General features: G+C 45.5%; 13 protein-coding genes. 1 reads left to right on the top strand and 12 read right to left on the bottom strand.

The window, feature by feature from the left end:
- Positions 1–147 precede the first annotated feature (147 nt).
- The 8 genes from MHH89_RS24895 to MHH89_RS24860 all read right to left on the bottom strand — a co-directional run bounded on the left by MHH89_RS24895 (position 148) and on the right by MHH89_RS24860 (position 17,640).
- The gene (locus MHH89_RS24895) at positions 148–1,305 is read right to left on the bottom strand and encodes a Ger(x)C family spore germination protein (protein ID WP_076278130.1); all 1,158 of its coding nucleotides are present in this window, start codon (positions 1,303–1,305) and stop codon (positions 148–150) included.
- Positions 1,302–2,852 carry a spore germination protein gene (locus MHH89_RS24890; RefSeq protein ID WP_139330151.1) on the bottom strand — a complete coding sequence of 517 codons (1,551 nt, stop codon included), beginning with the start codon at positions 2,850–2,852 and terminating at the stop codon, positions 1,302–1,304. The genes MHH89_RS24895 and MHH89_RS24890 overlap by 4 nt, the downstream gene beginning before the upstream one ends.
- 1,403 nt (positions 2,853–4,255) lie before the next feature.
- A complete protein-coding gene (locus tag MHH89_RS24885; RefSeq protein ID WP_341088395.1) occupies positions 4,256–10,702 on the bottom strand; it encodes an S-layer homology domain-containing protein in 6,447 nt (2,148 codons plus the stop codon).
- A gap of 19 nt (positions 10,703–10,721) precedes the next feature.
- Complete coding sequence (locus MHH89_RS24880; RefSeq protein ID WP_081383335.1) at positions 10,722–11,600, bottom strand: carbohydrate ABC transporter permease; 879 nt, start codon at positions 11,598–11,600, stop codon at positions 10,722–10,724.
- A complete protein-coding gene (locus MHH89_RS24875; protein ID WP_081383334.1) occupies positions 11,600–12,577 on the bottom strand; it encodes a carbohydrate ABC transporter permease in 978 nt (325 codons plus the stop codon). The genes MHH89_RS24880 and MHH89_RS24875 overlap by 1 nt, the downstream gene beginning before the upstream one ends.
- Positions 12,578–12,611: 34 nt before the next feature.
- On the bottom strand, positions 12,612–14,012 hold the full coding sequence (locus tag MHH89_RS24870) for an extracellular solute-binding protein (RefSeq protein WP_076193728.1): 1,401 nt from the start codon (positions 14,010–14,012) through the stop codon (positions 12,612–12,614).
- Positions 14,013–14,105: 93 nt separating this feature from the next.
- Positions 14,106–16,520 carry a hypothetical protein gene (locus MHH89_RS24865; protein WP_341088393.1) on the bottom strand — a complete coding sequence of 805 codons (2,415 nt, stop codon included), beginning with the start codon at positions 16,518–16,520 and terminating at the stop codon, positions 14,106–14,108.
- A gap of 67 nt (positions 16,521–16,587) precedes the next feature.
- On the bottom strand, positions 16,588–17,640 hold the full coding sequence (locus tag MHH89_RS24860; protein ID WP_076193723.1) for a LacI family DNA-binding transcriptional regulator: 1,053 nt from the start codon (positions 17,638–17,640) through the stop codon (positions 16,588–16,590).
- 214 nt (positions 17,641–17,854) lie between these two features.
- On the opposite strand from MHH89_RS24860, the gene MHH89_RS24855 reads away from it, so the two are divergent.
- Positions 17,855–18,172, top strand: a complete 318-nt coding sequence (locus MHH89_RS24855) for an MGMT family protein (protein ID WP_076124439.1) — start codon at positions 17,855–17,857, stop codon at positions 18,170–18,172.
- Here the strand turns inward: MHH89_RS24855 and MHH89_RS24850 are convergent.
- The 4 genes from MHH89_RS24850 to MHH89_RS24835 form a co-directional block, all read right to left on the bottom strand.
- Complete coding sequence (locus MHH89_RS24850; RefSeq protein WP_076103907.1) at positions 18,169–18,864, bottom strand: DUF1361 domain-containing protein; 696 nt, start codon at positions 18,862–18,864, stop codon at positions 18,169–18,171. The genes MHH89_RS24855 and MHH89_RS24850 overlap by 4 nt on opposite strands.
- Before the next feature lie 150 nt (positions 18,865–19,014).
- Entirely contained in the window at positions 19,015–20,778 is a 1,764-nt protein-coding gene (locus tag MHH89_RS24845; protein ID WP_341088391.1) for a SulP family inorganic anion transporter, read from the bottom strand.
- Between the two features lie 107 nt (positions 20,779–20,885).
- A complete protein-coding gene (locus tag MHH89_RS24840) occupies positions 20,886–21,212 on the bottom strand; it encodes an ArsR/SmtB family transcription factor (protein WP_036676741.1) in 327 nt (108 codons plus the stop codon).
- 74 nt (positions 21,213–21,286) lie between these two features.
- A complete protein-coding gene (locus tag MHH89_RS24835) occupies positions 21,287–21,664 on the bottom strand; it encodes a hypothetical protein (protein WP_076185165.1) in 378 nt (125 codons plus the stop codon).
- Between the last annotated feature and the right edge of the window lie 17 nt (positions 21,665–21,681).

Below are 21,681 nucleotides of genomic sequence, written 5' to 3'. Positions count from 1 at the left end.
CAATGCAAAAGCAATACAGAATGATACCAGACATAGTGCGGAAGAAACATAAAAATCCCGCTTCATCCCCTGTTTCCATAGACCATAAGGATCACTCAAAACAATTACCGCATAGATAAATATGACCACAACAACCAATTTTATCACCTATTTTTGATGAATCTTGATAGACCTTGACGTTTGTGCACTGCTCTCGATAATCACCTTGGAATTCACTACTATCTCTACGTTGGAAAATTCCTTCCCCCAGTTTTTCTCGATTTTCTCCCAGGTCCGTGGCATTTTCTCATGAAGAAGCTCTCCAAATCCAAAAATATCTGCTTGGTAATCCTTCTGAACCTTATGAATAACGGAGAGAATCTGCTCCTCCAGTTCTTTTTCAGCCCACCTTTCTATAGTCTTCTTGCTGTCCAGATTATTGAATTCCCCCGAAGATTTGACCTCGTCCAGTCCTGCGTGTGTCAGTGTATTAAGCTTTATTTGGAGCTTACCGTTTATCCATACAGGTTTTATTTTTGTACGATTGGATAAAATTTCGAGGGAAAAGGCAGGTTCTCCACTTTCATCCTTTACGATTAACACACCTCCCTGGATTTGATTGTTGGCAAACAACATGTATTTCGTTTCTTCGCCACTGATCATACCGATCATTTTATCCATCCTGAAAATAGCTGTTCCGCTAACTCGTGCATTCTTCGTCTTATTTTGTTCATGAACATAAATTAATGGAGCGATGGCATATTCACCAGAAGCCTCGAGCTTATCTATGAAGTCCCAAATTTCCACAACCGGCGCTGTACTTACATTTTTCTCAGTCCTCATCTGCTGTGCAAGTGCATAGGACATAATACTCTCAGTCGAACTGCTGAGACTTATGATTTCTTGAGCCGACTTCTCTTTAGCGACAAAAATATACACATCCGATCGGGTTTCCGTATCCCTGTTGTACCAATCTATTACTTTGGTGACTCCCTCCCTTGCAATCTCCTCACTAAGGATAATCGCCTTAGAATGGCTCCAAAATAACTTTTTTCCAGTGATCGAGATCATTCCCCTCACAATATCAAACATGGTCTCGCCCGCGAGCGTGATCATTTTGAAGCCAGCCTGACTTGATTTCATTCCTTCCTTTGTATCTACAATCTCTGTTGTCACCAATAACTGACCGTCTTTTTTCCCCTTATCAATCGCGACCCCGGCAACAATCGACATATCGTCAATTTCAAAGTAGTTCCAGCAGCCTGTATTGCAGATCAGAAGCATCATGGATGTAACAATCAGAAGTATCCTTTTCAGCTTGCTCATGGTCTTCTCCTTATTTTATTGGAACCTTTTCTCCTCATATTTCGTGCCCCAATTAACGCCGGACGCAGATACATATGCCACCACGGCGCCCTGATCGCTGTATCTTTAATGTCCTGAGGACGGATTGAGCCTACTCCAAGCATGTATGGAACCCCAAAACTACGCAGACTCATCAAATGAACTACTAAACCAAGCATTCCAAGAAAATAACCATATATCCCTAGAAAAAAACTCGCACCCAGCAGCAATGTTCTTACGATAATTAAAGGACCGGTCAACCTAGGGTTAAGTAGCGTCATGATCCCTGTTAAACCGACTACAATAATCATTGGAGCACTAACTATTCTAGCCTCCACTGCTGCTTGTCCTAACACGAGAGCGCCTACGATACTGATAGCCTGTCCTATATAGGTAGGTATCCGCTCACCCGCCTCTCTTAATATTTCAAATATAGTTAACATGAATAACGCTTCTACTATTGTAGGAAAAGGGACTGCTACTCTTGCAGTAGAAATACTGAGCAACAACATGGTTGGGATCATTTCCTGGCTATAGGTAACTAAAGCTACGTAAAGAGCAGGTATACTGATCGACAAAAAAGCTCCAAAAACTCTCAACATTCGATTGAAGGAACCAAAATAAAAGTTAATGTAATAATCCGAGCTGGCTTGAAAATTCTCTACAAATACATAGGGAACAGTCATTGCAAACGGGCTGCCTTCAATGAGCACGGCAACTCTGCCCTCCATCATGTTACTGACTACGGCATCCGGGCGCTCTGTACTTCCTGTCATTTCAAAGGGCGAATAGGGCTCGTCTCTAATTAATTCCGCCAGAGATGCCGTATCTAGAATAAGATCTATGTCAATCTGTTCCATTCGATTCTGTAATTCTTTGAGAATAGCCGGTGATGCTAACCCCTCCATGTAACAGATACATATCGGTGTTTTGGACCGTGTTCCCAGTGAACTAAAAACAAATTTTAACTCGGAATCTTGTACCCTGCGCCGAATAAGAGTGAGATTTACTAACAGTGATTCCGTAAATCCCTCCCTTGGACCTTTCACACTTTTTTCGGTAACCGGTTCCGCAAGAGCTTTCGTCTCCCAACCCTGTGCACCAATGTTCAGAACACCGGCATAACCGTCCATCAACAGTAAGGTCTTGCCAGCTATAATCGCATAGATCATTTCATCAAAATTCTCAGAGGCAACCACATCGCTAATACTAATGACCTGCGTCCGGATGTTCTCCATCAGCTCGGCTTTATTGCCACAATCCTTTTCGGTAAAATCAAATGCCATGACGGGCTTGATAATCCCCTCTTGGATCATATGTTTGTCAACCATTCCGTCAACATAGACTAATCCAAAGCGAAGACTATCACTAAACATGTTGCTAAACACTCTGATTCTAAGCGTTCCATCGTTCTTGAATATGTCTCTAAACAAAGTCATCATTTCATCCAGTGACGTACTCAGAGTCTGCTCAGATTTTGTGTTTTTTTGAGACGTATTGCTGTTCCCACCTGCTGGCCGTTCCTCCACAGTAGTCACTCCTGTCAGAATTAGGTTTCCTAGAAATTATCCCCCGTCTCTCCAAATCCTATCCGCCAAAATTATACTGAAAAGGGATCAACAAGAAAGAAAATGAGACTGCTCCATAGGCTGGGTTCCGCAGGTAAGTCACTAAATCAGCCCTTGGGGTCATGCCAATAGCGACTCACCACATACATCCTCAGACACTTTCGGCTCAGGCACGCAACACCGCATACATCCTCAGACACTTATGGACTCAGGCACGCAACACCGCATACATCCTCAGACGCTTTCGGCTCAGGCACGCAACACCGCATACATCCTCAGACACTTATGGACTCAGAAGGCGTTATTTGCTCAATTATCGCCTTTTGGGCACAGTTTCGGACTCCAGTGCAGCTATCTCATCAAAAGTGGCTCTAATCGGGCGGTTTTCATGCCAATAGCGACTATGGGGTCCGATAGCACACCAAAAGTCGATAAATGCAACGTTTAGGGGCTCCTGGGTCCGTTGCCGCCGAGTCACACTCATCCTTTGGAGCTTACTGACCTAGCGCAATAACACCGAACACATCCCCTGAGGCCTACAGACTCAGACACGATAACACCGAGTGCATCCTCAGACGCTTACGGACTCAGACAGAATAACACCGAGTGCATCCTCAGGCGCTTACGGACTCGGCCACGATAACACCGAGTGCATCCTCAGACGCTTACGGACTCAGATACGATAACACCGAGTGCATCCTCAGACGCTTAAGGACTCAGGAGGCGTTATTTGCTCGTTTATCGCCTTTTTGGCACATTTTCGGACTCCAGTGCAGCTATTTCATCAAAAGTGGCTCTAATCGGCCTTTTTTTTATACCAATAGCGACTATGGGGTCCGATAGCACACCAAAAGTCGATAAATGCAACGTTTAGGGGCTCCTGGGTCCGTTGCCGCCGAGTCACACTCATCCTTTGGAGCTTACTGACCTAGCGCAATAACACCGAACACATCCCCTGAGGCCTACAGACTCAGACACGATAACACCGAGTGCATCCTCAGACGCTTACGGGCTCAGGAGACGTTATTGGCTCAATTACCGCCTTTTGGGCACATTTTCGGACTCCAGTGCAGCTATCTCATCAAAAGTGGCTCTAATCGGGCGATTTTCATGCCAATAGCGACTATTGGGTCCGATAGCATGCCAAAAGTCGATAAATGCAACGTTTAGGGGCTACTGGGTCCGTTAGCGATCTCTTGCGTGCAAATTACATACCATGAAGCAAAGTTTGTTTTAAGAGCGTGGTGGATACGAGCATGAGATTAGGTGTTTGGGGTTGGCAGCAAAAAAACACAGGTGCCCAGCAGTCATGATCATGACTACGGGACACCTGCGTCTTTTTTATATCTTGTATTGCTGCATGATTATTGAAGCTGCTCAAACAGGCGGAAGATCACGGTCGCTGCTTGCGCTCTTGTAGCCTTGCCGTTTGGTCCAAATTGGTTGGATGTCATACCGTTAATAATTCCACTAATACGCATCGCTTCTACAGCTTTGGCTGCATCCGCAGACAACTGGTTCACATCAGAGAATGCTTCACCAGAAGCCTTTGTTCCGTCGGTCAATGGGATATTAATCGTCTGAGCCAAACGATAAATCATGACCGCCATTTCCTGACGAGTAATCTCCTCGCTTGCACCAAAGTTGCCATCCGCTTTGCCTTTAACAATACCGAGCTTTTGAGCGCTCGCAATCGGACTGGCATACCATGCCCCATCCTTAACGTCTGTAAATGTGCTTACAGCCGTCTCATCTAGTAAATCAAAAGCGTTCATCAATATTTTGATGAATTCTGCACGGGTCACATTTCCACTTGGATTAAAGTGTTCAGCATCCATCCCTTGGATTGCGCCTCGTGCTGCGAGTGCTTCAATACTGTTTACCGCCCAATTAGCTGTAGCGATATCTTTGAATGAAACATTCGAGTGAACCACTACATAACTGCCAAGCTGTTGCAAATTTAACTCAAGCATCTGTGTTCCTGTATTAAATCTTCCGTTCTTAACGATCTCTAGTTGCTGATTACTGTTCAAGTAATAAACCACTACTTTATGAGCTTTCTCACCAGACTTCAGCGTATAAGGAAGTGCCAGCTTGATCCCCGATGTCTTCAGTACATCGCCTGGAATAACCACACCATCTACGCTAAGACTGATGTCTTTAATTGTACCTGCATTCAACTGACTGCTTACCGAAAGTGGCAATCCGGATATATCTCCAGTGCCCACAATAAGCTTAAGTTTGCTGTTCTTAGCATCTTTGTAAGTCTTCAGGAAATTTTCCGGCAGCATTATGCTTGCTGTTCCTGTATCAATCTTGAGGGATTTAACATTCCCCGCTGCTGCCAGTGACTGCAGTGGCAGCTCAACTACAATTTGTTTCGCGTTTCCGGTAGGTTTCACGACAATGGATAGAATACCATCCCTTGCATCCTTTGCTGCCTTTTCAACATCTGCGGCAGCGAGTTCAGCCAATGATTTTCCATCTGCTCCGATGATCGTCTGGACAACGATTTTACCATTGCTTACAGCAGGGGCAGCTGTCGCAGACGCGCTAGGCGACGGTTTTGCCGTGGCTACCGGCACATAAGTACCCGGTGCCTCTGTTGATTTCGGCGTTGACGTTGGTGTCGCTGTCGGTGCAGGTGTTGATGTTGGTGTAGGTGTCGTTGTCGGTGCAGGTGTTGATGTTGGTGTAGGTGTCGTTGTCGGTGCAGGTGTTGATGTTGGCGTAGGTGTTGGCGTAGCTTCTGAAAGCAACTTCAGGCCCGCAACCGCCGCAGTAAGCTGACTTAATGCCTCATCAATGTCTGCCTGAGTAGCAGTTCCACTCTCCATCAACATCACTGCACGTGCTACCTCTTTCTCAAGAGTATTCCAGCTCTCCTCTACATAAAGGCTCTTATCCAGAGCCTCTATTGCTCTAAGCTTCTCCTCCAAGGCTGCCGTTATGAGAGGTGGATTTACAGAAACTAATGTTAAGGTATACGTTCTGGTCGTTGTTTTATCCAGTGCCGTCACAATGACCTTGTAACCCGTTTGAATTTCTCCCGCAATAGTAATGCTATCGGGTTCATACACAGCGAAGGTAACCCCTACCGGAACAGTAAGTCCTTCCTTCAGCTCATCAAGTGTAGTCGTATCCGGTAAAATAATTTCTTTGGCTACCTGATCAATAGATCCGCCCGGAATTGTGATTCCGCTGATCATTGCATCATGAGCTTCGACAGGCTGTAAGGCTTCAAAGGCATTTTTCAAATTGGAATATGCCACATTAATATCACCATCGGTAGCACCGTCATTTGCATAAGTGGCTTTAGCAGCCTCTAGTGCAATGCGTAGTGCCTCCCATTGCTCAGGCGTTCCGGTATAATTTTCTTCATTTACCGAAGGATCTTCCGCTGTATCAATGGCTGCTTTAAGTTTAGATTTATCGTACCTCACACTGATGCGGCAGCTGGCAGCAATATCGGTGCCCGCCACTTTACCAAATATAGTGAAGTCTGTAGCAATGGTGAGTTTGTTAAGGGGAATTTCCTCCCATACCACACTTGCCAAGCCTGTCGTTTTATCGGCGTAAGTTACCGTAACCTTAGCTGGAAGATTAGGCACGACGTTAACTGTCGTACTCACCGCAATCTGTTCAATGCTTACAATCGCACCATGGTCGCCGGGAGCAGGAACTTCTCCTTCTGGCTTAGACGAAATTGCCCGCCATTCCTTAACGCCTGTCCAAATACTAGTGGACTGCTTATTAAGAATCAAACGGAGTTTATCCGTCTTCACCTCGTCAAAGGTTACCTCGTTAAATGCATTTCTTGCTTTGCCTTTCTCGCTCAAGCCCGTTACCGGCACATATTTTCCGGCATCCTTATCCCAATATTCGAAGCTATAATCTCCCGGTACCTGTACACCGCCTTCATCATCATAGAAGTACACGGAGCTGCCTGACAAAGTCACGGGCTCTTTCCAGGTCAGTTGTAGCCAATGGCTTTCACCGGGACCGCCCCAGTTCCCATACTGAGTTTCTGCTTCGCTATTGTAAATACTTGCTGAAGTATAAGGGATATAACCATCATTAATGCCATACACAGACTCCCATGCCGAAGTGTAAGAGGCACTAGGCGTAGCCAAAAGGGCAGCATTTCTGTATCTAAGGTTATCCACCGCCATCCGCATTTGATCCGTTGCCACTTTGATCTCTTCCAGTGTATATTCTCCCTGAGCCAGCAATGCCTTGGCAGCAGTCAGTGCAGCTTGCAGCTCTTGCCATGTTGCCGCAGTAAAATCATCCTTGTTCCGGACAAGTCTGCCGGAATCCCGATCCGCAAACTTCGCGATCATCTCTGTCAGTTCTGCAGTAGCTACAAATACGGTGACTGGAACCTTCACGACAGTTTCAAGTTCCCCATCGCTAACAGTCAGGCGGTATTCATATTCACCAGTCGCCTTAAAGGTTGCTTGCAGCATGGCCTTATCAAGCCCTGTCTCCGCTACTTCTCCTTCACCTGAAATCTTCTCCCAGGTATAAGTCAGCTTGCCACTTGGCAATCCATCATCAACGATTTGCGGCATAATCGTCAGAGGCGCATTTTGCTCAACCTTCAATGGTGTTTCTAGATAAACCTTTGGTGCCTGATTGGCAGCCGCCTTAACCTCCAGATTATTGTTGTAGATCTGAATCTCCTTTATGGCGGTCGCAAGTTCCAGCGAATGCGTCACATGAATGCGAATCGCTGCAGTGTTAACCTTTTGGAACTCTACATTGTTATAGTTGGAAGCAATATACTCCGGATAGCGGAATTGCCCCTCCACTGGTTTCCAGCTTCCATCAGCATCCTGATATTCGACACCGAATGTCTGTGGTGTACCATAACCGTTCAGAAGCCGGTCATTATAGAAATAGACTTTTACATTGTCCACAGCCTGGACTCCATCAAATTTGAACGTAACCGTATCGACGGAATTCGGCGAACCTCCGAATAAAGCTGTGTTTGAGGTATGATTAATCGATGCGATTGTCGAATTGTCCGCCAGGTTGCGGATGTTCGAACCGCTCTTGATATAAGTCGATTCAACAGTAGTGCCTGAAGCAACAGCCAGATTCGTACCGTCATTAACAATATCTACGCCTGCTTTATTAAACATATCGACAGTCTTCTCATTGCTAGCTAGGGATGTTTGATCTGCCGCAGCAAGTGTCGTAGCACTGCCTTTTTCATATAACACCTGTGTCTTCGAGTTATCGCCAACAGCCCCAGTTACATCACCTGAAGGTTTTTCCACCTTACCAGTAGCTGTATCATAAATCAGATGGGACATTTCGTTAGTTGTCATTACGAGTTCATCATTAATGAAGAGCGAATAACCTGCTGGAATACCTTGATAATGAGGATTGTCGCTGTATTTAGCAGGATCCTGCCATACGATAGATAAGTTAGCATCATGATAACGCACGTTATCTACAGCAAAATAGTCATAATCAACATTAATCGGCCATAGCTCGATCTTGTCATCTGTCCGTGGCTGAATACCCGCCATATCTTCAACCACAGTGTAATTCATCATGCCAAGCGTATCGTGGTGAATCCATGCCCGTACCATATCTCCACTAGGGTTAGGAGGATTGTCTTTTGTCCATGGCGTGCCGAAGAAGTAATCCTCCAGCCAGAAAAATTCATTAGAGTCCAGGTGGTCCGTATTGCCCGGCTCCACTGTATGCAACCAAGCGCCCCAATCAAACAGTGTTTTGTAAACGTCACTATTGATGTTATCTATAGGATAATAGCGCAGAGAGGCACGAACGGTATTAATATAGTTGCCGAAGTTACACCATGCGAACTGGTCTGTACCGAAGGCATCCGTCTTGCCATTCTTGAAATCTTCCACCCGCTTCATAATGCTGTTCTGATCCGCTGTAAAGAAAGGAAAGATCGGATAATAATTCGGATCTGCGTAATCAGACAACTGGGATAAATATTTCGCCTCATATCCTTCTTCACCTTCAGTTGGTACTACACCAAAGTTAAAGACAAACATGTTATTATCCCGCCAAGGGTTGAATACATCGGTACCACCCACAACTTTTTTGTGCAAAAAGCTGCCTGTACCATTCGTATCTGCCACACCGTCACCATCAAAGTCAGCCTTGTCGTACCACATCTCATTCAGAATTGAATTCTTAATATTCTGCGCCACAGTGGTCATTTTAGCTGCACCCGCAGTATCCCCAAGCTGCTCGTACATCTTCGCTGTTGCCACTGCATTGGCGTAGGTAGTAGAAGAGCCATCCAGCCGGGCATAGTTACCACTGCCATTCCAGTGCATGGATACGGTATCTCCGTCATTACCTGTAATCGGACCGTGGTTATAATAAACAAGATTTGGATTAGTGCCTTTAAAATGTTCAAGTGTGCCGGTAACATCAGTGGCGGAAAAATCAGCGAACTTCTTCAGTATTTCCTGACCACCACCGTAAATCTTGTAAGCATCCCAGCCTACTTGCGACGTGTTCTGCATCATATCCCAAGTCCAGATGTTAGGACGTCCGGGATTATTTTTATAGTTCTTATTCTCGGAATATTCCCCTTGAGCCAGCCAGGTTCCATACAAGTAGGAAGGATCACGCAGCCATTTCAGATCCTGCATCGCCCATGGTACACTGACCGTAATCCCGTTGTTGTAGCCGAGAACGCCCTCCATGTTCATCGGGAACTGCCAGTCATTGCCCGGAATGTTGGCATCCAGCAAATTAAAGCGGTTACACCACCAACGATAATAAAGTACCTTCTTCACATTCTCATCGGGAACATCGATATATGGAATGTTCTCTGCCCACCACTCGTTGTACTCCCGCACCTGTGCGGAGAAGGCTGTATCATTGCTATCAGCAGCCTTAAAGCTCTCATAATGCAGCTTTGAGCCTGGTATTTCATCCGCGAGCCAACCCATGACTACCTTTTGGTCAACGGAGCCACCGGCGGGCACTGTAATCTCTTTAACCAGTTCATTTCCGGAAGGACTCATGCCGTTTCCGCTCAGGTGAACATCCACGTAGGACATTGCTTCAACTACCTTTTGCCCGGCTTTGCCTATCATTAGCGGAGCAGCCACTCTGTAACCCACCAGCTCATCACCCTCAGCCGCTGAGACGAAAGGTGATTTAACCTTCATCGTCAACGTTATATCGCTGGCTGTAGGATTCTTCAATTGAAGCAGCGTTACAGCACTGTTATAGCTGGAAATAAATTTCCGCTGGTTAATCTCCAGGCCTCCGCTTGTGTAGGTCTGATTCTCATGACTCGGGTAGTTCTTCCGCACATTTTTCTGTTCCGCCAAGTCTCCTGTAGAAAGGGTGATGTTATACATCGTGTCCTTGTTCAAAGTATCCGCGTAATGCACTGTTCCCACAAAACCCAGCTTGGTATTATCCTGAGTCTTCATGTACAAAGCGCTTCCCCGGCTGAACAGAGTATTGGCGCTAACTTCATCGTTGACATCATCCGGAATGACACCTTCGTTAACAAGCAAGGCATCAAGCCAAGGCAAATCGGAATTATCTTTTGCAAAAGCCTCAAAATCAAAAGCTTCAATCGCTTGCATCATTTCTCCGACGGTGACATCGCTGAAATTAACGCCTTCCTTAACAATAGAATTATCCTTCCACTTCGCCTGCCCGTAATCGGTGCCTACACCTTCATGATAGAAATCAGTCGTGTAGTTAGCCGATACGGGAACAATCCCTGCATTTAATACCACAGCCGCGCATAATGCCGCTACAGAAGCTCTTCTGGGCCATTTATGACTTGTCATTTGGATGAATTCCTCCTTTTTATCCCTTGATTCCTGTTAATGTAATGCCCTCAACAAAATATTTGTTGCCGATCAAGAAAAATACTAGACAAGGAGCTGTAACGACGAGCGCCAGTGCCATGACCTGTTCATAGTTCGGAATGCGCATCCCGTTCACAATATACAAGCCCATAGGCAGCGTATAATCTGCTTCAGTCTTCAAATAAATCATGGTGTAGAAAAATTCATTCCAACAGTTGATAAAGCTGAACAACGCCACAACAATCATTGCGGGACGTATAAGCGGCAGCATGATGCGGGAGTAGATACGGAAGTAACCCGCACCGTCAATCTTGGCAGCTTCACTGAGTTCTAGCGGAATCGTCATGAAAAATTGCCGGAGCAAAAAGACAAAATACGCGTTGCCGCCTGCACAGAAAAAGGCCGGAATAATAAGAGCAGGTTTGCCAGCCAGTCCCAAAGAAGTGTACAGAGAATATTGTGGCAGCAGGGTTACGGCACTAGGCAGCATCATCGTACTGATGACCAGCACGAACCACATCCCGCGCAGCGGAAAGTTCAGCTTAGCAAAGGCATACCCCGCAAAGCTTGTCGTCAGCACCGTCCCGATCACATAAGGAACTACAATCGAAACTGAATTCCAGAGCTGCCGCAGGAACTGAATACGTTCCAACCCAAGCCGAAAATTATCGACATTTAGTGACTCGGGGAAAAACACAGGCGGCCGCGCCAGTATTTCTGTATGGCTCACGAAGGCACCTCGCAGCAGCCAATAAAGAGGAAAAGCAAACACCACTGCGAGCAGACAGGAGAGCAGAATCAGCCCGGTATTGATGGCTTTAGCTCTTTTCTTTTTTTTCTGGATACTTGTATAATTCATAATTGCGGTAGCCGCCATTATCTCGCCTTCTTTCTTTTGCCCATCGAATCGTCCCTTTTAAATGCGCCCTGGAAGTAGAACAGCACACCAGTAATAGCCATAGTGATTAGGAAGACGACCCATGCCTCAGCAGACGCCAAACCGCGCATCCCTACCTGAACAAATGAATGGTCATAGATCATAACGTTGATAAAATAAGTCATCCGATCGGGTGCACCATTTCTGGACAACACCACACTTTGCGTGTAAATCTGGATAGAGGTCATCATGCACATAATCAATTGGAAAAAGAGGACAGGCTTGATCGTCGGATAGGTTACTTTGAGGAACTTGTGCCAAGCATTTCCCCCGTCCATCTCGATAGCTTCCAGCAATTCTCCCGGAACATCCTGCAGCGTAGCGATGAACACAACAATCGTCCCACCACAGGTCCACAAGCTCATGATAAACAATGTCTCAAAAATACGGATGGGATCTGTCAGGAAATCAACAGGGGCTATTCCTATCTGCAATAAAATCCAGTTAAGCAATCCACCCTTGGCTTGGTTCTGTAGAAGCATCTGCCACACAATTGTTGTCGCCAGCATCGGAACTACAGACGGCAGAAAGAATATAGCCCGCATCAAGTTTCTGCCGATAAATTTACGGTTCAATAAGAGTGCAACAATCAGACAAAAGGTGATTACAAGCGCCACGTTAATGAAGGCATAAATCAAGGTTACCGTTATGGATTTTTTGAATTCGGAGCTGGTATTGGTGAATATGTACCGGAAATTATCCAGTCCAATCCACTCCATAACTTGGCTTCCGCTCATAATCGTTATTTTATGAAAGCTGTAAAACAAACTGGCCAACATCGGATAAAGCGTCAATACCAAAAATCCAATAATGGCCGGTGCTGCAAACAAATATCCAGCCACCGCCTCTTTGGTGACACCTCTGGCATGCTTTTTAACATAGACCGCAGCCGTTTCGGTTTTGCTCTCTGGGTTCATAAGCAATAGCCCTCTTTTCAAATATAAGCTCTAATTAGGAAACCTTGCCGCTCTCGAACAACTGCTTGATCGCTGGCATGATCGCGTCATAGACTTCTTTAACACTTTTCTTACCTGCCAACGCCTGATCAATAGATTTCTCATATTCAGTATTCATCTTGAGGTAGGCAGGAACGTAATATGCAGGCCATTGTGCGATAGAGTCTTTCGTTGTGGAATAACTAAGGATAGTTTCTTTTGCGCTTTCAGGAAGATCGGAGGTCCACTTTTCAACCAAGGTAGGATCGGTATACCAATCTGCCTGGTTCGGCAACCACGCACCACTCTTCAGCAGCTCCAGGCTGTTCTCAGGGTTGACCATGTAAGCATAGAATTTCTTGGCTTCCTCAATGTGCTTCGATGTATTGTACACAACAAGCGGAGCACCACAGTTCATCGTTACTGCCTTTTCCATCTTAGGCAGAACGCCAACGCCGATATCTTCATTACCTTTGATATTAGCTAGATCCCAAGAGCCGCTGATTGCCATGGCATAACCACCACTCAAAGCGTCTACCGCAGAACCAATTCCAGAATTCCAAGTGTAATTGAAAGCGGATGCAACCTTGTCTTTGTTAACGAGATCAGCTAGCTTCTGGATGGCATCAACTGTTTTGGGAGAATCCCATTGAAACTCCCTTCCATCCGGGGAAACAATCCCGCCACCGTTGGCATAAGCTGCCCAGAAGTGGTGGAACTCCCGTCCCGCTGTCATACCAAGCCCGTAGTTCTCGGTCAGAGCAGCATCAAAGCCTTCATCTGCCGCTGTTTTTCCTTTAGTATCTGTCGTTAGCTTTTTCGCGTTTGTCACGAATGTATCCCAATCCCACGCATTTTCAACTTTGGAGGGTGGATATTCAAGACCTGCTGCATCAAATTTGGACTTGCTATAGTAAAGCAGCTCCAACTGGTTGGATAGGCCGACTCCAATCACTTTTTGCTCAGGTGAATGGATTGTAATCGCTGATAGTTTTTCAGGAATGCTTCCGTCCGCTAATAAATCGCTGATATCTTCGATAATTCCCATTTCATTGTACTTTTGGATATCGCCTTCACCCATATAACTGATATCTGGAAGTTCACCGGATTCGAGCCGGGTCTGAATAAATGTATCAAAGGAGCCATCTGCTGGAAGTACTTGTGCATTGATTTTCACTCCGGTGTCGGCTGTATATTTTTCTGCTGCCGCTTCTACCAGCTTTTTCTGTACATCATCACCCCAATACAATAATTCCAAGGTTACATCTTTATCAGGCGTAGTTTCTTTGTTGGCTGCTCCAGACCCTTCAGATGCCTTTGGAGCCGCGTTGTTGGAATCGCCCGAACAGCCTGCCAGTGCGGAAAAAACCATCATTGATGCTAAAGATAGAACTAGAGTACGTTTTCCAAACTTCATGTTTGTTGCCTCCCTTTTTTTCATATCTATTTATTTCAAGCCAAGCATTTAAAGCTTTAGCCTAAAATCATCATGGTTTGTCATTCTTAGCGATTACAGACAAGGGCTGAATATTCCTCCGCCTGCCAGTCTTACGCGAGGCTCTAGTATCCCCTCAGTTGTGCGATATTCGAGCTTATCCTCAAGCAGCACATATCTTGACGGATATGCAGCGTAACTTGTTACGATCCAGCCCTCCGAGTCTTCTTCAATATAACCGTTAATACAGCGCATCTTTCCGCGTGGATCCCTGTACAAATATGTGGTTGTCCCGAAGCCCATTAGATAGGCCACTAGCTCCTCCCCCATATCCCAATCATCTCCTGTCACACCCGAGAACAGCGAAGCAAACAAGGAATCACTTGCCCCCACAAATACGGATTGCCCAAAACGGTTTCGCGACAATTCTGGCATGTTCAGGTTAGGAGCTGCCACACTATATGTAGAGGCTGCCTCTCCAGGCAACAAACGGCGTGGAGTAGAGCGTACATTCCAATCGTAACAATTGAATACTGCCATCGTAGAACGGTAAGCGGCTTCCAAATATTCAGGGTCTCCAAGGAATTCATAGGCAACCCGGGATGCTCCTGCTACCAATCCACCCCAAAGGGAATGAATCATATACGACAAAGCTTCCCACCAGCGATCCGGATTCTGCACTCTGTAATCATTGCTGAATCCGATATTTGCCAGAATTAGTTGCCCATAACGCTGAGCCTCCTCTTTATTTCTAAGGTGACACAATGTTTCACAGGTAGGACCAAATCCTGCATTATCGTAAAAATGCTCCGTTATAGCTCCCTCATACTGCTGTATCCCTGTCTCCAGATTTCTGCCAAATTTCTCCCATAAGGTAAGTAGACGTTTATACTCTTCTGAAAGACCGCTCTGCTTCAGTGCCTCTAATAAATCAAGAATATAGAGCACAAATATACCATTTAGACGGCTCTCATCCTGCTCACGCTGCCCACTATGCCGACCAGGGTCTAGGCGAAGGCACATGATTTCGGCAGTCCATTGTAGATATTCTCTAGGAGAATGAATTTTAAGTAATGAACCATCCATTCGTGACAATAGATAAAAGACATGCCCAATATAATCCAGATCATAAATGCGGTAGAATTCTCCATACAAGGGACGCGGATGATTGAAATCTCCGCCTTCAAACCAATGCTCCTTCACATCCAATACTGCGGCAATCTCGGCCTTAGCTACTTGTTCGGGGACAGCCTTGGCCATGCTATTCTTCATCAGAAGAAAAGCAACCTTACCCAGCGATTCTCCCTGATTCGATAGCGGACGGAAGGCATATGGCCTCTCAGCCTCACCTGTCCCTCCAAAGTTGTTATTTACCAACCACTCGGCTCTCTTTTCCAGAATCAGGTCAATCGACTCCAGTACATTCCAGACCAGGATATCGGTCCGTCCATCTTCTAGCCCCAGCTCCAGCTTATGTTCTCCCGGCTCCAAACGCTGTAAAGATATAGTGTAGCTGCTGCCTGACTCCAACCGTACAGCTTCGTTCGTAATATTCTCCTGGCGGATCAGCTCCGTTGCCGTTGAAGTGCTATACAAACGCAGCTCACGTAGAGCCTGGCCCTGCGGCAGATCAACAACAGCTTCGAACCTTCCTCCCCGGGTTAATACAGGCGTATAGCTCCAGCGCGGATGTCCATAGGCCATACCCTGCCTATAGAAATCATCTCGATTCTGACAGGGATGGAATATGTATTCCCAGCTGGAGGTCTCTCCAGCGTCAAGATCCAGCGGACTGTAAGCGCCACCATATATCCAGTCGGCAGCTGCAGATTCGGTCATAGATGATCCGTCCTCCACCAACGATAACCGATGATACAGCAGACCATCCAAAGAAGGGGAAACCTGCTCAAGAAAACGATTCTTATAACTACAATAAGTACCTACGGTTACTGTTCTGCCCTGAACACCATAAACACCCAGATGTGGTGCTTCGTTGCTCCGTCGAATGGCAGCAATTTTAGCGAAATCTCCACCAAGATGGGGGAATACTGCACAGGACTGACTCATATTGCGCTGCACATTTTCATCTCTGTACATGACATAAGCGAGCGAAAACCACACATGAAGTCCATTAATTCTTACAGACTGTGTTGAGCGGTTCATAGCTTCAATAGTCCATCTTAGTCGCTCATCTTCCAAAGAATATGTAAGTCTGATTGCAATCGGCGCGCCTTCAAAATCCACAATTACACGGTGTTTTCCTTCTAGCGTGATATTGGGCAACAGATCAGTGCTTTTTATGATATTCCCGTCTAGCTCTATTGTCCATTCTCCGAATAGCTTATCTGTATCCGCATAACCTGCCTCTTCCAAATAAGACGGATCAACTACCCAGTTCATTTCACTAGGGTCGCCCTGTAATATCAGAGACTGAAGTGCTCCGCGGTCGCTTAACTCCATCCTGAAATTTTCGTTGCCTAGAATCGTCATTGCCTAGCACCTCTTCAATATTTTAAGTTAAACGTTTAGATTTATGAGGAAAAAGGAGCTGTGAAACTTATTTTTGTCTCACAGCATTTTTTAACGTAGCCACAGAATCACGTTCGATCAACCGGCACTCCGGCATGGTCAGTGAATCCATCTTCGTCCCCTTGATTAAATTGAACAACACCTCAATAGCTTGATAGCCCATCTCATGTAGCGGAAGTCCCATTGTTGTTATACGCGGGCGTAAGTAATCACTGAATTCACGATTATCAAAACCGACAACCGACAGATCATCCGGTATTTTAAACCCTTTTTCCTCTGCCGCCTGCAAAATACCTACAACCATTACATCATTCATGGAAAGAATCGCGGTTGGAGGCTCCGGCAAAGCGAGCAACTCGGAGGTAAGACGATACCCTGATTCCCTCTCCCAGTCTCCCATCTTAATTAACAGTGGATCGAACGGTAATTGATATTCAGTAACGGCCTTGTAATAACCGTTCAGTCTTAATCTGGAAGGGATTGAATCCATCAAACCACTGATTACAGCAATTCTGCTATGTCCTTGGTTAACCAAGTAGGACATGGCTTGGTAAGCAGCTTGCTCATCATTATACTGGATAGAGATATCGTCCTGTGTGTAAGAGTAGGTATACACAATAGGCTTACCTTCCGTATCGATTAAACCCGTTAAATCACGGGGATGAACACCGATATAAATAATCCCATCCACTTGATTACTGAGCAGTTCGGCAACCGCATTAGCGGCATACTTTCGATAGTCTTCCGTATTCGAGAAGTTACGGCCGATACGCTTGTCCAAACGAAGATTCACCAGTAAAATATGCAAATCATTACGATCTCCAAAATCATTAATTCCATCGATAATATCGGGGGTGTTAAATACCGTCACATCTTCTGCAATAACACCTATTGTATTCGTACGGTTGAGTTTGAGACTCTTCGCAATAGCATTCGGCTTATAATTCAACTCCTCAATGGCTGCAACAACTCGTTCCCTTGTATCGGAACGTACATTGCGGGTACCATTAAGCACATAGGAGACTGTAGCAATCGAAACATTAGCCTTTGCGGCTATGTCTTTAATGCTGGTTTTCCTCATTACACCTTCTCCTATCTTATTATGGAACTGTTTCAATCACGTTGTTAAACGTTTAGATTATTTTTACAGTTAAAATATACCACGCGTATTTATTGCTTTGCAACCCCTTTTTTGCTATTCTCAAAAAATCCTCCTGTTCGTCCCCCGTTTCGTTTAGAATTGATTTATCTGTTGTTCATTGGATAAAAATAAGATATAGGAGCTTGAGCTTGCGATGACACCATTTACTGAGAGAGTTATTCATATCATACAGTCTATACCAGAAGGTAAAGTGATGACCTACGGAGGAGTTGCCCGCGCGGCAGGCAGCCCAAGAGGAGCGAGGCAGGTCGTTCGCATCCTTCACTCCATGAGCAAAAAATATAAGCTGCCCTGGCATCGGGTCATTAATGCTAAGGGAATGATCGCACTAACTGAGGATGAGTCTAACTCCCTCCAGAGGCTCTATCTACAGGGAGAGGGAGTTAGTTTTAATGAAAAAGGTGTGGTAGATCTGAAGCAATTCCAGTTTGAGCCGGAGTGTGCCGATTAGTACCCTCTGGTAACTCTTCGTCTTTCTCCGGTGCCAAGAGCATTGAGTAGACAATACATCGTCGCGTAAATGACCAGCAGGACAAAGGCAATGAACAAGCTGAAAAATACGGACTGGAGATTCAGGCTATCCAGAACAAGTTGATACAACTGATGCCTGTCCGTCAGGACGTCCCAGCTATTGAGTCTGTAGACTCGGCCAAGCAGTACACCATATCCCCCGAGCATACATGCCGCAAGCACGAATACCCATGACCACAGCAGGTTGCTTTTACGATAAATGACCGTCTGGAACTGATACAATGAGAAAAAACCGGTCAACCATCCACTCCAGGTGAACAATAAAAGAGTGACCAAGTCATACCAGTAGCGATTCTGAATGGCTCCCTCCACGATATATCTACTTTTTCTTACCGTTAAATGCACCAGGTCAGTCATGAGATAAGGCGCGTTGGGAAAGAACAGCAACCACGCGACACCCAAAGGAAGAAGTAATAGACCGCCTATCTTCCTTTTGTCTAGCTCATAAGCAGCCATGGAGAATAAAAACGGAATCCAAGCTAAGAACAAATTCCAAATTAAAAAAGCGTAAAACGAATCCGTCTGAAGTGACACTACACGATATACCGCCAATGTAGCGACAGACAATCCCGCCAAGAGCATAAACACCTTCGGATAATTCAATTCCTTCATGAGCTTATATTCTCCTTATCGATATTGATTACATTAAACTTATACCCAATTGTACAAATTCAGAATTCCGAAGTCCAATTTTAATACAAAAGCCCAGACGCAAGAATAGCGCCCAGGCCGACTTTATTTATTAAGCTCAAGTACCGCTGATTAGTTCAGAGGCAATGCTGGCTTCTTGCGTCCTGTCAGACCTCGTAGTCCACCTGCATCCTCCTGACAGGATAATGCCGTACACTCCCTAAACGCCGCATGACTGCATCCGATACATTTATTGTGATTAATACTGCTAAGAGCTTCATTGATCGCTTCACCGGTATGATGATAGAACTGTGCCTCTCCTATTTTGTCATATAGCCCGGTTCTCTTAAGAAGCTCAAGCGGCTGCGGCTGAACACCGGAGATCATCAGTTTCCCTCCAACAGCATGGAGATGCCGCACCAGCTCCGCCAGATTGGATTCACCCGTAGTATCCATGAATGGCACTTTTCCCATCCGCATTAATATAATTTTCGGTTGATCTGAGCCATAACCCGGCATGGTATCATCAAATCTATACGCAGCGCCAAAAAACAGCGGCCCTTCCACGGTATAAATCCCAATCTGCGGACAATCATGACTCTCCGTTACCATATGTGCTCCTACCTTGACGGAATTAGGATCAGGCAATACTTTGGATACCAGATGAACCTCTCCCATCCGTTTCACAAACAAAATCACCGCAAGAATCAATCCCACCTCTACGGCCAGCGTTAAATCTGCAAATATCGTCAACAAGAAAGTGATGAATAATACCAAAGAATCACCTGTTTTGATTTTAAGCAAATGAAGAAATTGTTTACGCTCACTCATATTCCAAGCCACTACCATCAAGATAGGAGCCATCGCTGCCAACGGAATACTAGAAGCATAGGGTGCAAACAACAGAAGAATTAGGAATACCACTACCCCATGAACGATCCCTGAGATCGGAGAAACTGCGCCGCTTTTGATATTTGTGGCGGTTCTGGCAATGGCACCTGTGGCTGGAATTCCTCCAAACAATGGAGCTGCAATATTGGCGATTCCCTGACCAATCAGTTCACGGTTGCTGTTATGGCGGCTGCCCGTCATCCCATCAGCTACGACAGCTGACAATAAGGATTCAATAGCACCCAACATCGCGATGATAAAGGCCGGACGAATCAGCAGTGTAATCCGCTCCCAGGTAATGGTCGGAAAACGGAAGCTTGGCAATGTATTAGGGATATTCCCATAGGCCAAACCAATCGTAGTCACCTTACCGCTAAAAAATAACGCTGCTATGACAGTTGCACAAAGAAGACCGACCAATGAACCCGGCACCTTCGGAGCGAAGCGAACCGCTAGGATAACAACGGCCAGACAAATCGCGGCGGTCAGGATACTATATCCATTGATCGTCGATAGATGAAGTCCAATTTCTTTCATGTTATCTACAAAGCTCTCGTGCCGTTCAATATCCCTTAACCCAAGGAAGTTAGCAATCTGTCCGGTGAAGATAATAACCGCTATGCCTGCTGTGAAACCAATCGTGACCGGCTTCGGAATAAATTTAATCAGTACACCCAGCCTTAACAATCCCATGAGGACTAAAATAACCCCCGCCATCATCCCCGCTAACAGCAGGTTCTCATAACCATACTGCATCCCAACGGCAAACAAGATAGGAATAAATGCACCTGTCGGTCCACCAATCTGAAATTTCGATCCCCCGAACAATGAAATACATATGCCGGCAACGATTGTCGTATAAATGCCATATTCCGGCTTTACACCAGAAGCAATAGCAAATGCCATCCCTAAAGGAATGGCAATAACCCCGACGATTGTCCCTGATATCAAATCCTTGCGAAAAGCGTTCATGTTGTAGCCTTTATAACGACCCCGCCCTGTCATGTTCAAACCTTCTTTTCTTTAAATATCTGATTATTTGAATATAAGAAGAACATTACTCTAGGACGCGACTGTTGTCAACGCCAAAATAACGTTAATCTATTCCATTTTCACTCGCCGCGCATGCCTTCCAGCAATGAAATGGTATTCACGAGATGGTTATCAAATATTTGTTTGGCCACGACCAGAAGGTCCTTGATCAGAGGATCACGTAAGGCATAAATGACTGTGGTGCCTTCTTTCACACTGGTTACTACATTTTTGGCGCGTAAAACAGCTAGCTGCTGGGATACAGCAGAACCTTCCGAGCCGAGAATAGCCTGCAGTTCATTCACATTCTTCTCACCTTCGCTAAGCAGCTCCAGAATACGAATACGCATCGGATGAGCCAGCGCCTTGAAGAATTCGGTCTTAAATTGCTGAATTTCGGTGTTCATAGCTTTCTACTCCTCATGCTTAACTTTCTGAATCTAATGTTATCTTTGTATGTTATCTTAGTCCCTAAGAAGCGTCAAATACTGAAGGGATAGATTCGCACATCACGGACCTGCAATTCTACGAACACACCCAGTGCCATAGGTTCACCGAGACACTCGAACATCACTAACCCTTCACCTATTCGTAAAAATCCTGTGCCATCTTCTTCAATATTCTCCAACACGCCCGTAAAAATAACCCTATCCTGTTCGAGCCTGATGTTGAACTCACCTGCAGGCACAGGATGGATATCCACCCACCTCATAAGCAGCTCCGAAAGCTCGAATTCCACATCCATTTCTGCCCCTGGATTCACAGGAGCACCACACCAGATTCCCCGGCCCTCCCCAAATTCTGTGAGAAAAAATACCTCGTCCTTTTTCAAACCACTTTTTGTAATTTTGATTTGCATAGCCCATACTCCACCCT

The organism is Paenibacillus sp. FSL H7-0323 (assembly GCF_038002725.1).
GTDB classification, from domain to species: Bacteria; Bacillota; Bacilli; order Paenibacillales; family Paenibacillaceae; genus Paenibacillus_AQ; species Paenibacillus_AQ odorifer.
This window is presented reverse-complemented; position numbering and strand designations above follow the sequence as displayed.

What these genes read in the sequence shown, in the direction of transcription:
- MHH89_RS24880 (WP_081383335.1), bottom strand. Translation starts at nt 11,600, where the DNA reads ATGGCGGCTACCGCAATTATGAATTATACAAGTATCCAGAAAAAAAAG.
- MHH89_RS24840 (WP_036676741.1), bottom strand. Translation starts at nt 21,212, where the DNA reads ATGAACACCGAAATTCAGCAATTTAAGACCGAATTCTTCAAGGCGCTG.
- MHH89_RS24860 (WP_076193723.1), bottom strand. Translation starts at nt 17,640, where the DNA reads ATGAGGAAAACCAGCATTAAAGACATAGCCGCAAAGGCTAATGTTTCG.
- MHH89_RS24885 (WP_341088395.1), bottom strand. Translation starts at nt 10,702, where the DNA reads ATGACAAGTCATAAATGGCCCAGAAGAGCTTCTGTAGCGGCATTATGC.
- MHH89_RS24835 (WP_076185165.1), bottom strand. Translation starts at nt 21,664, where the DNA reads ATGCAAATCAAAATTACAAAAAGTGGTTTGAAAAAGGACGAGGTATTT.
- MHH89_RS24850 (WP_076103907.1), bottom strand. Translation starts at nt 18,864, where the DNA reads ATGAAGGAATTGAATTATCCGAAGGTGTTTATGCTCTTGGCGGGATTG.
- MHH89_RS24865 (WP_341088393.1), bottom strand. Translation starts at nt 16,520, where the DNA reads ATGACGATTCTAGGCAACGAAAATTTCAGGATGGAGTTAAGCGACCGC.
- MHH89_RS24845 (WP_341088391.1), bottom strand. Translation starts at nt 20,778, where the DNA reads ATGACAGGGCGGGGTCGTTATAAAGGCTACAACATGAACGCTTTTCGC.
- MHH89_RS24870 (WP_076193728.1), bottom strand. Translation starts at nt 14,012, where the DNA reads ATGAAGTTTGGAAAACGTACTCTAGTTCTATCTTTAGCATCAATGATG.
- MHH89_RS24875 (WP_081383334.1), bottom strand. Translation starts at nt 12,577, where the DNA reads ATGAACCCAGAGAGCAAAACCGAAACGGCTGCGGTCTATGTTAAAAAG.
- MHH89_RS24855 (WP_076124439.1), top strand. Translation starts at nt 17,855, where the DNA reads ATGACACCATTTACTGAGAGAGTTATTCATATCATACAGTCTATACCA.
- MHH89_RS24895 (WP_076278130.1), bottom strand. Translation starts at nt 1,305, where the DNA reads ATGAGCAAGCTGAAAAGGATACTTCTGATTGTTACATCCATGATGCTT.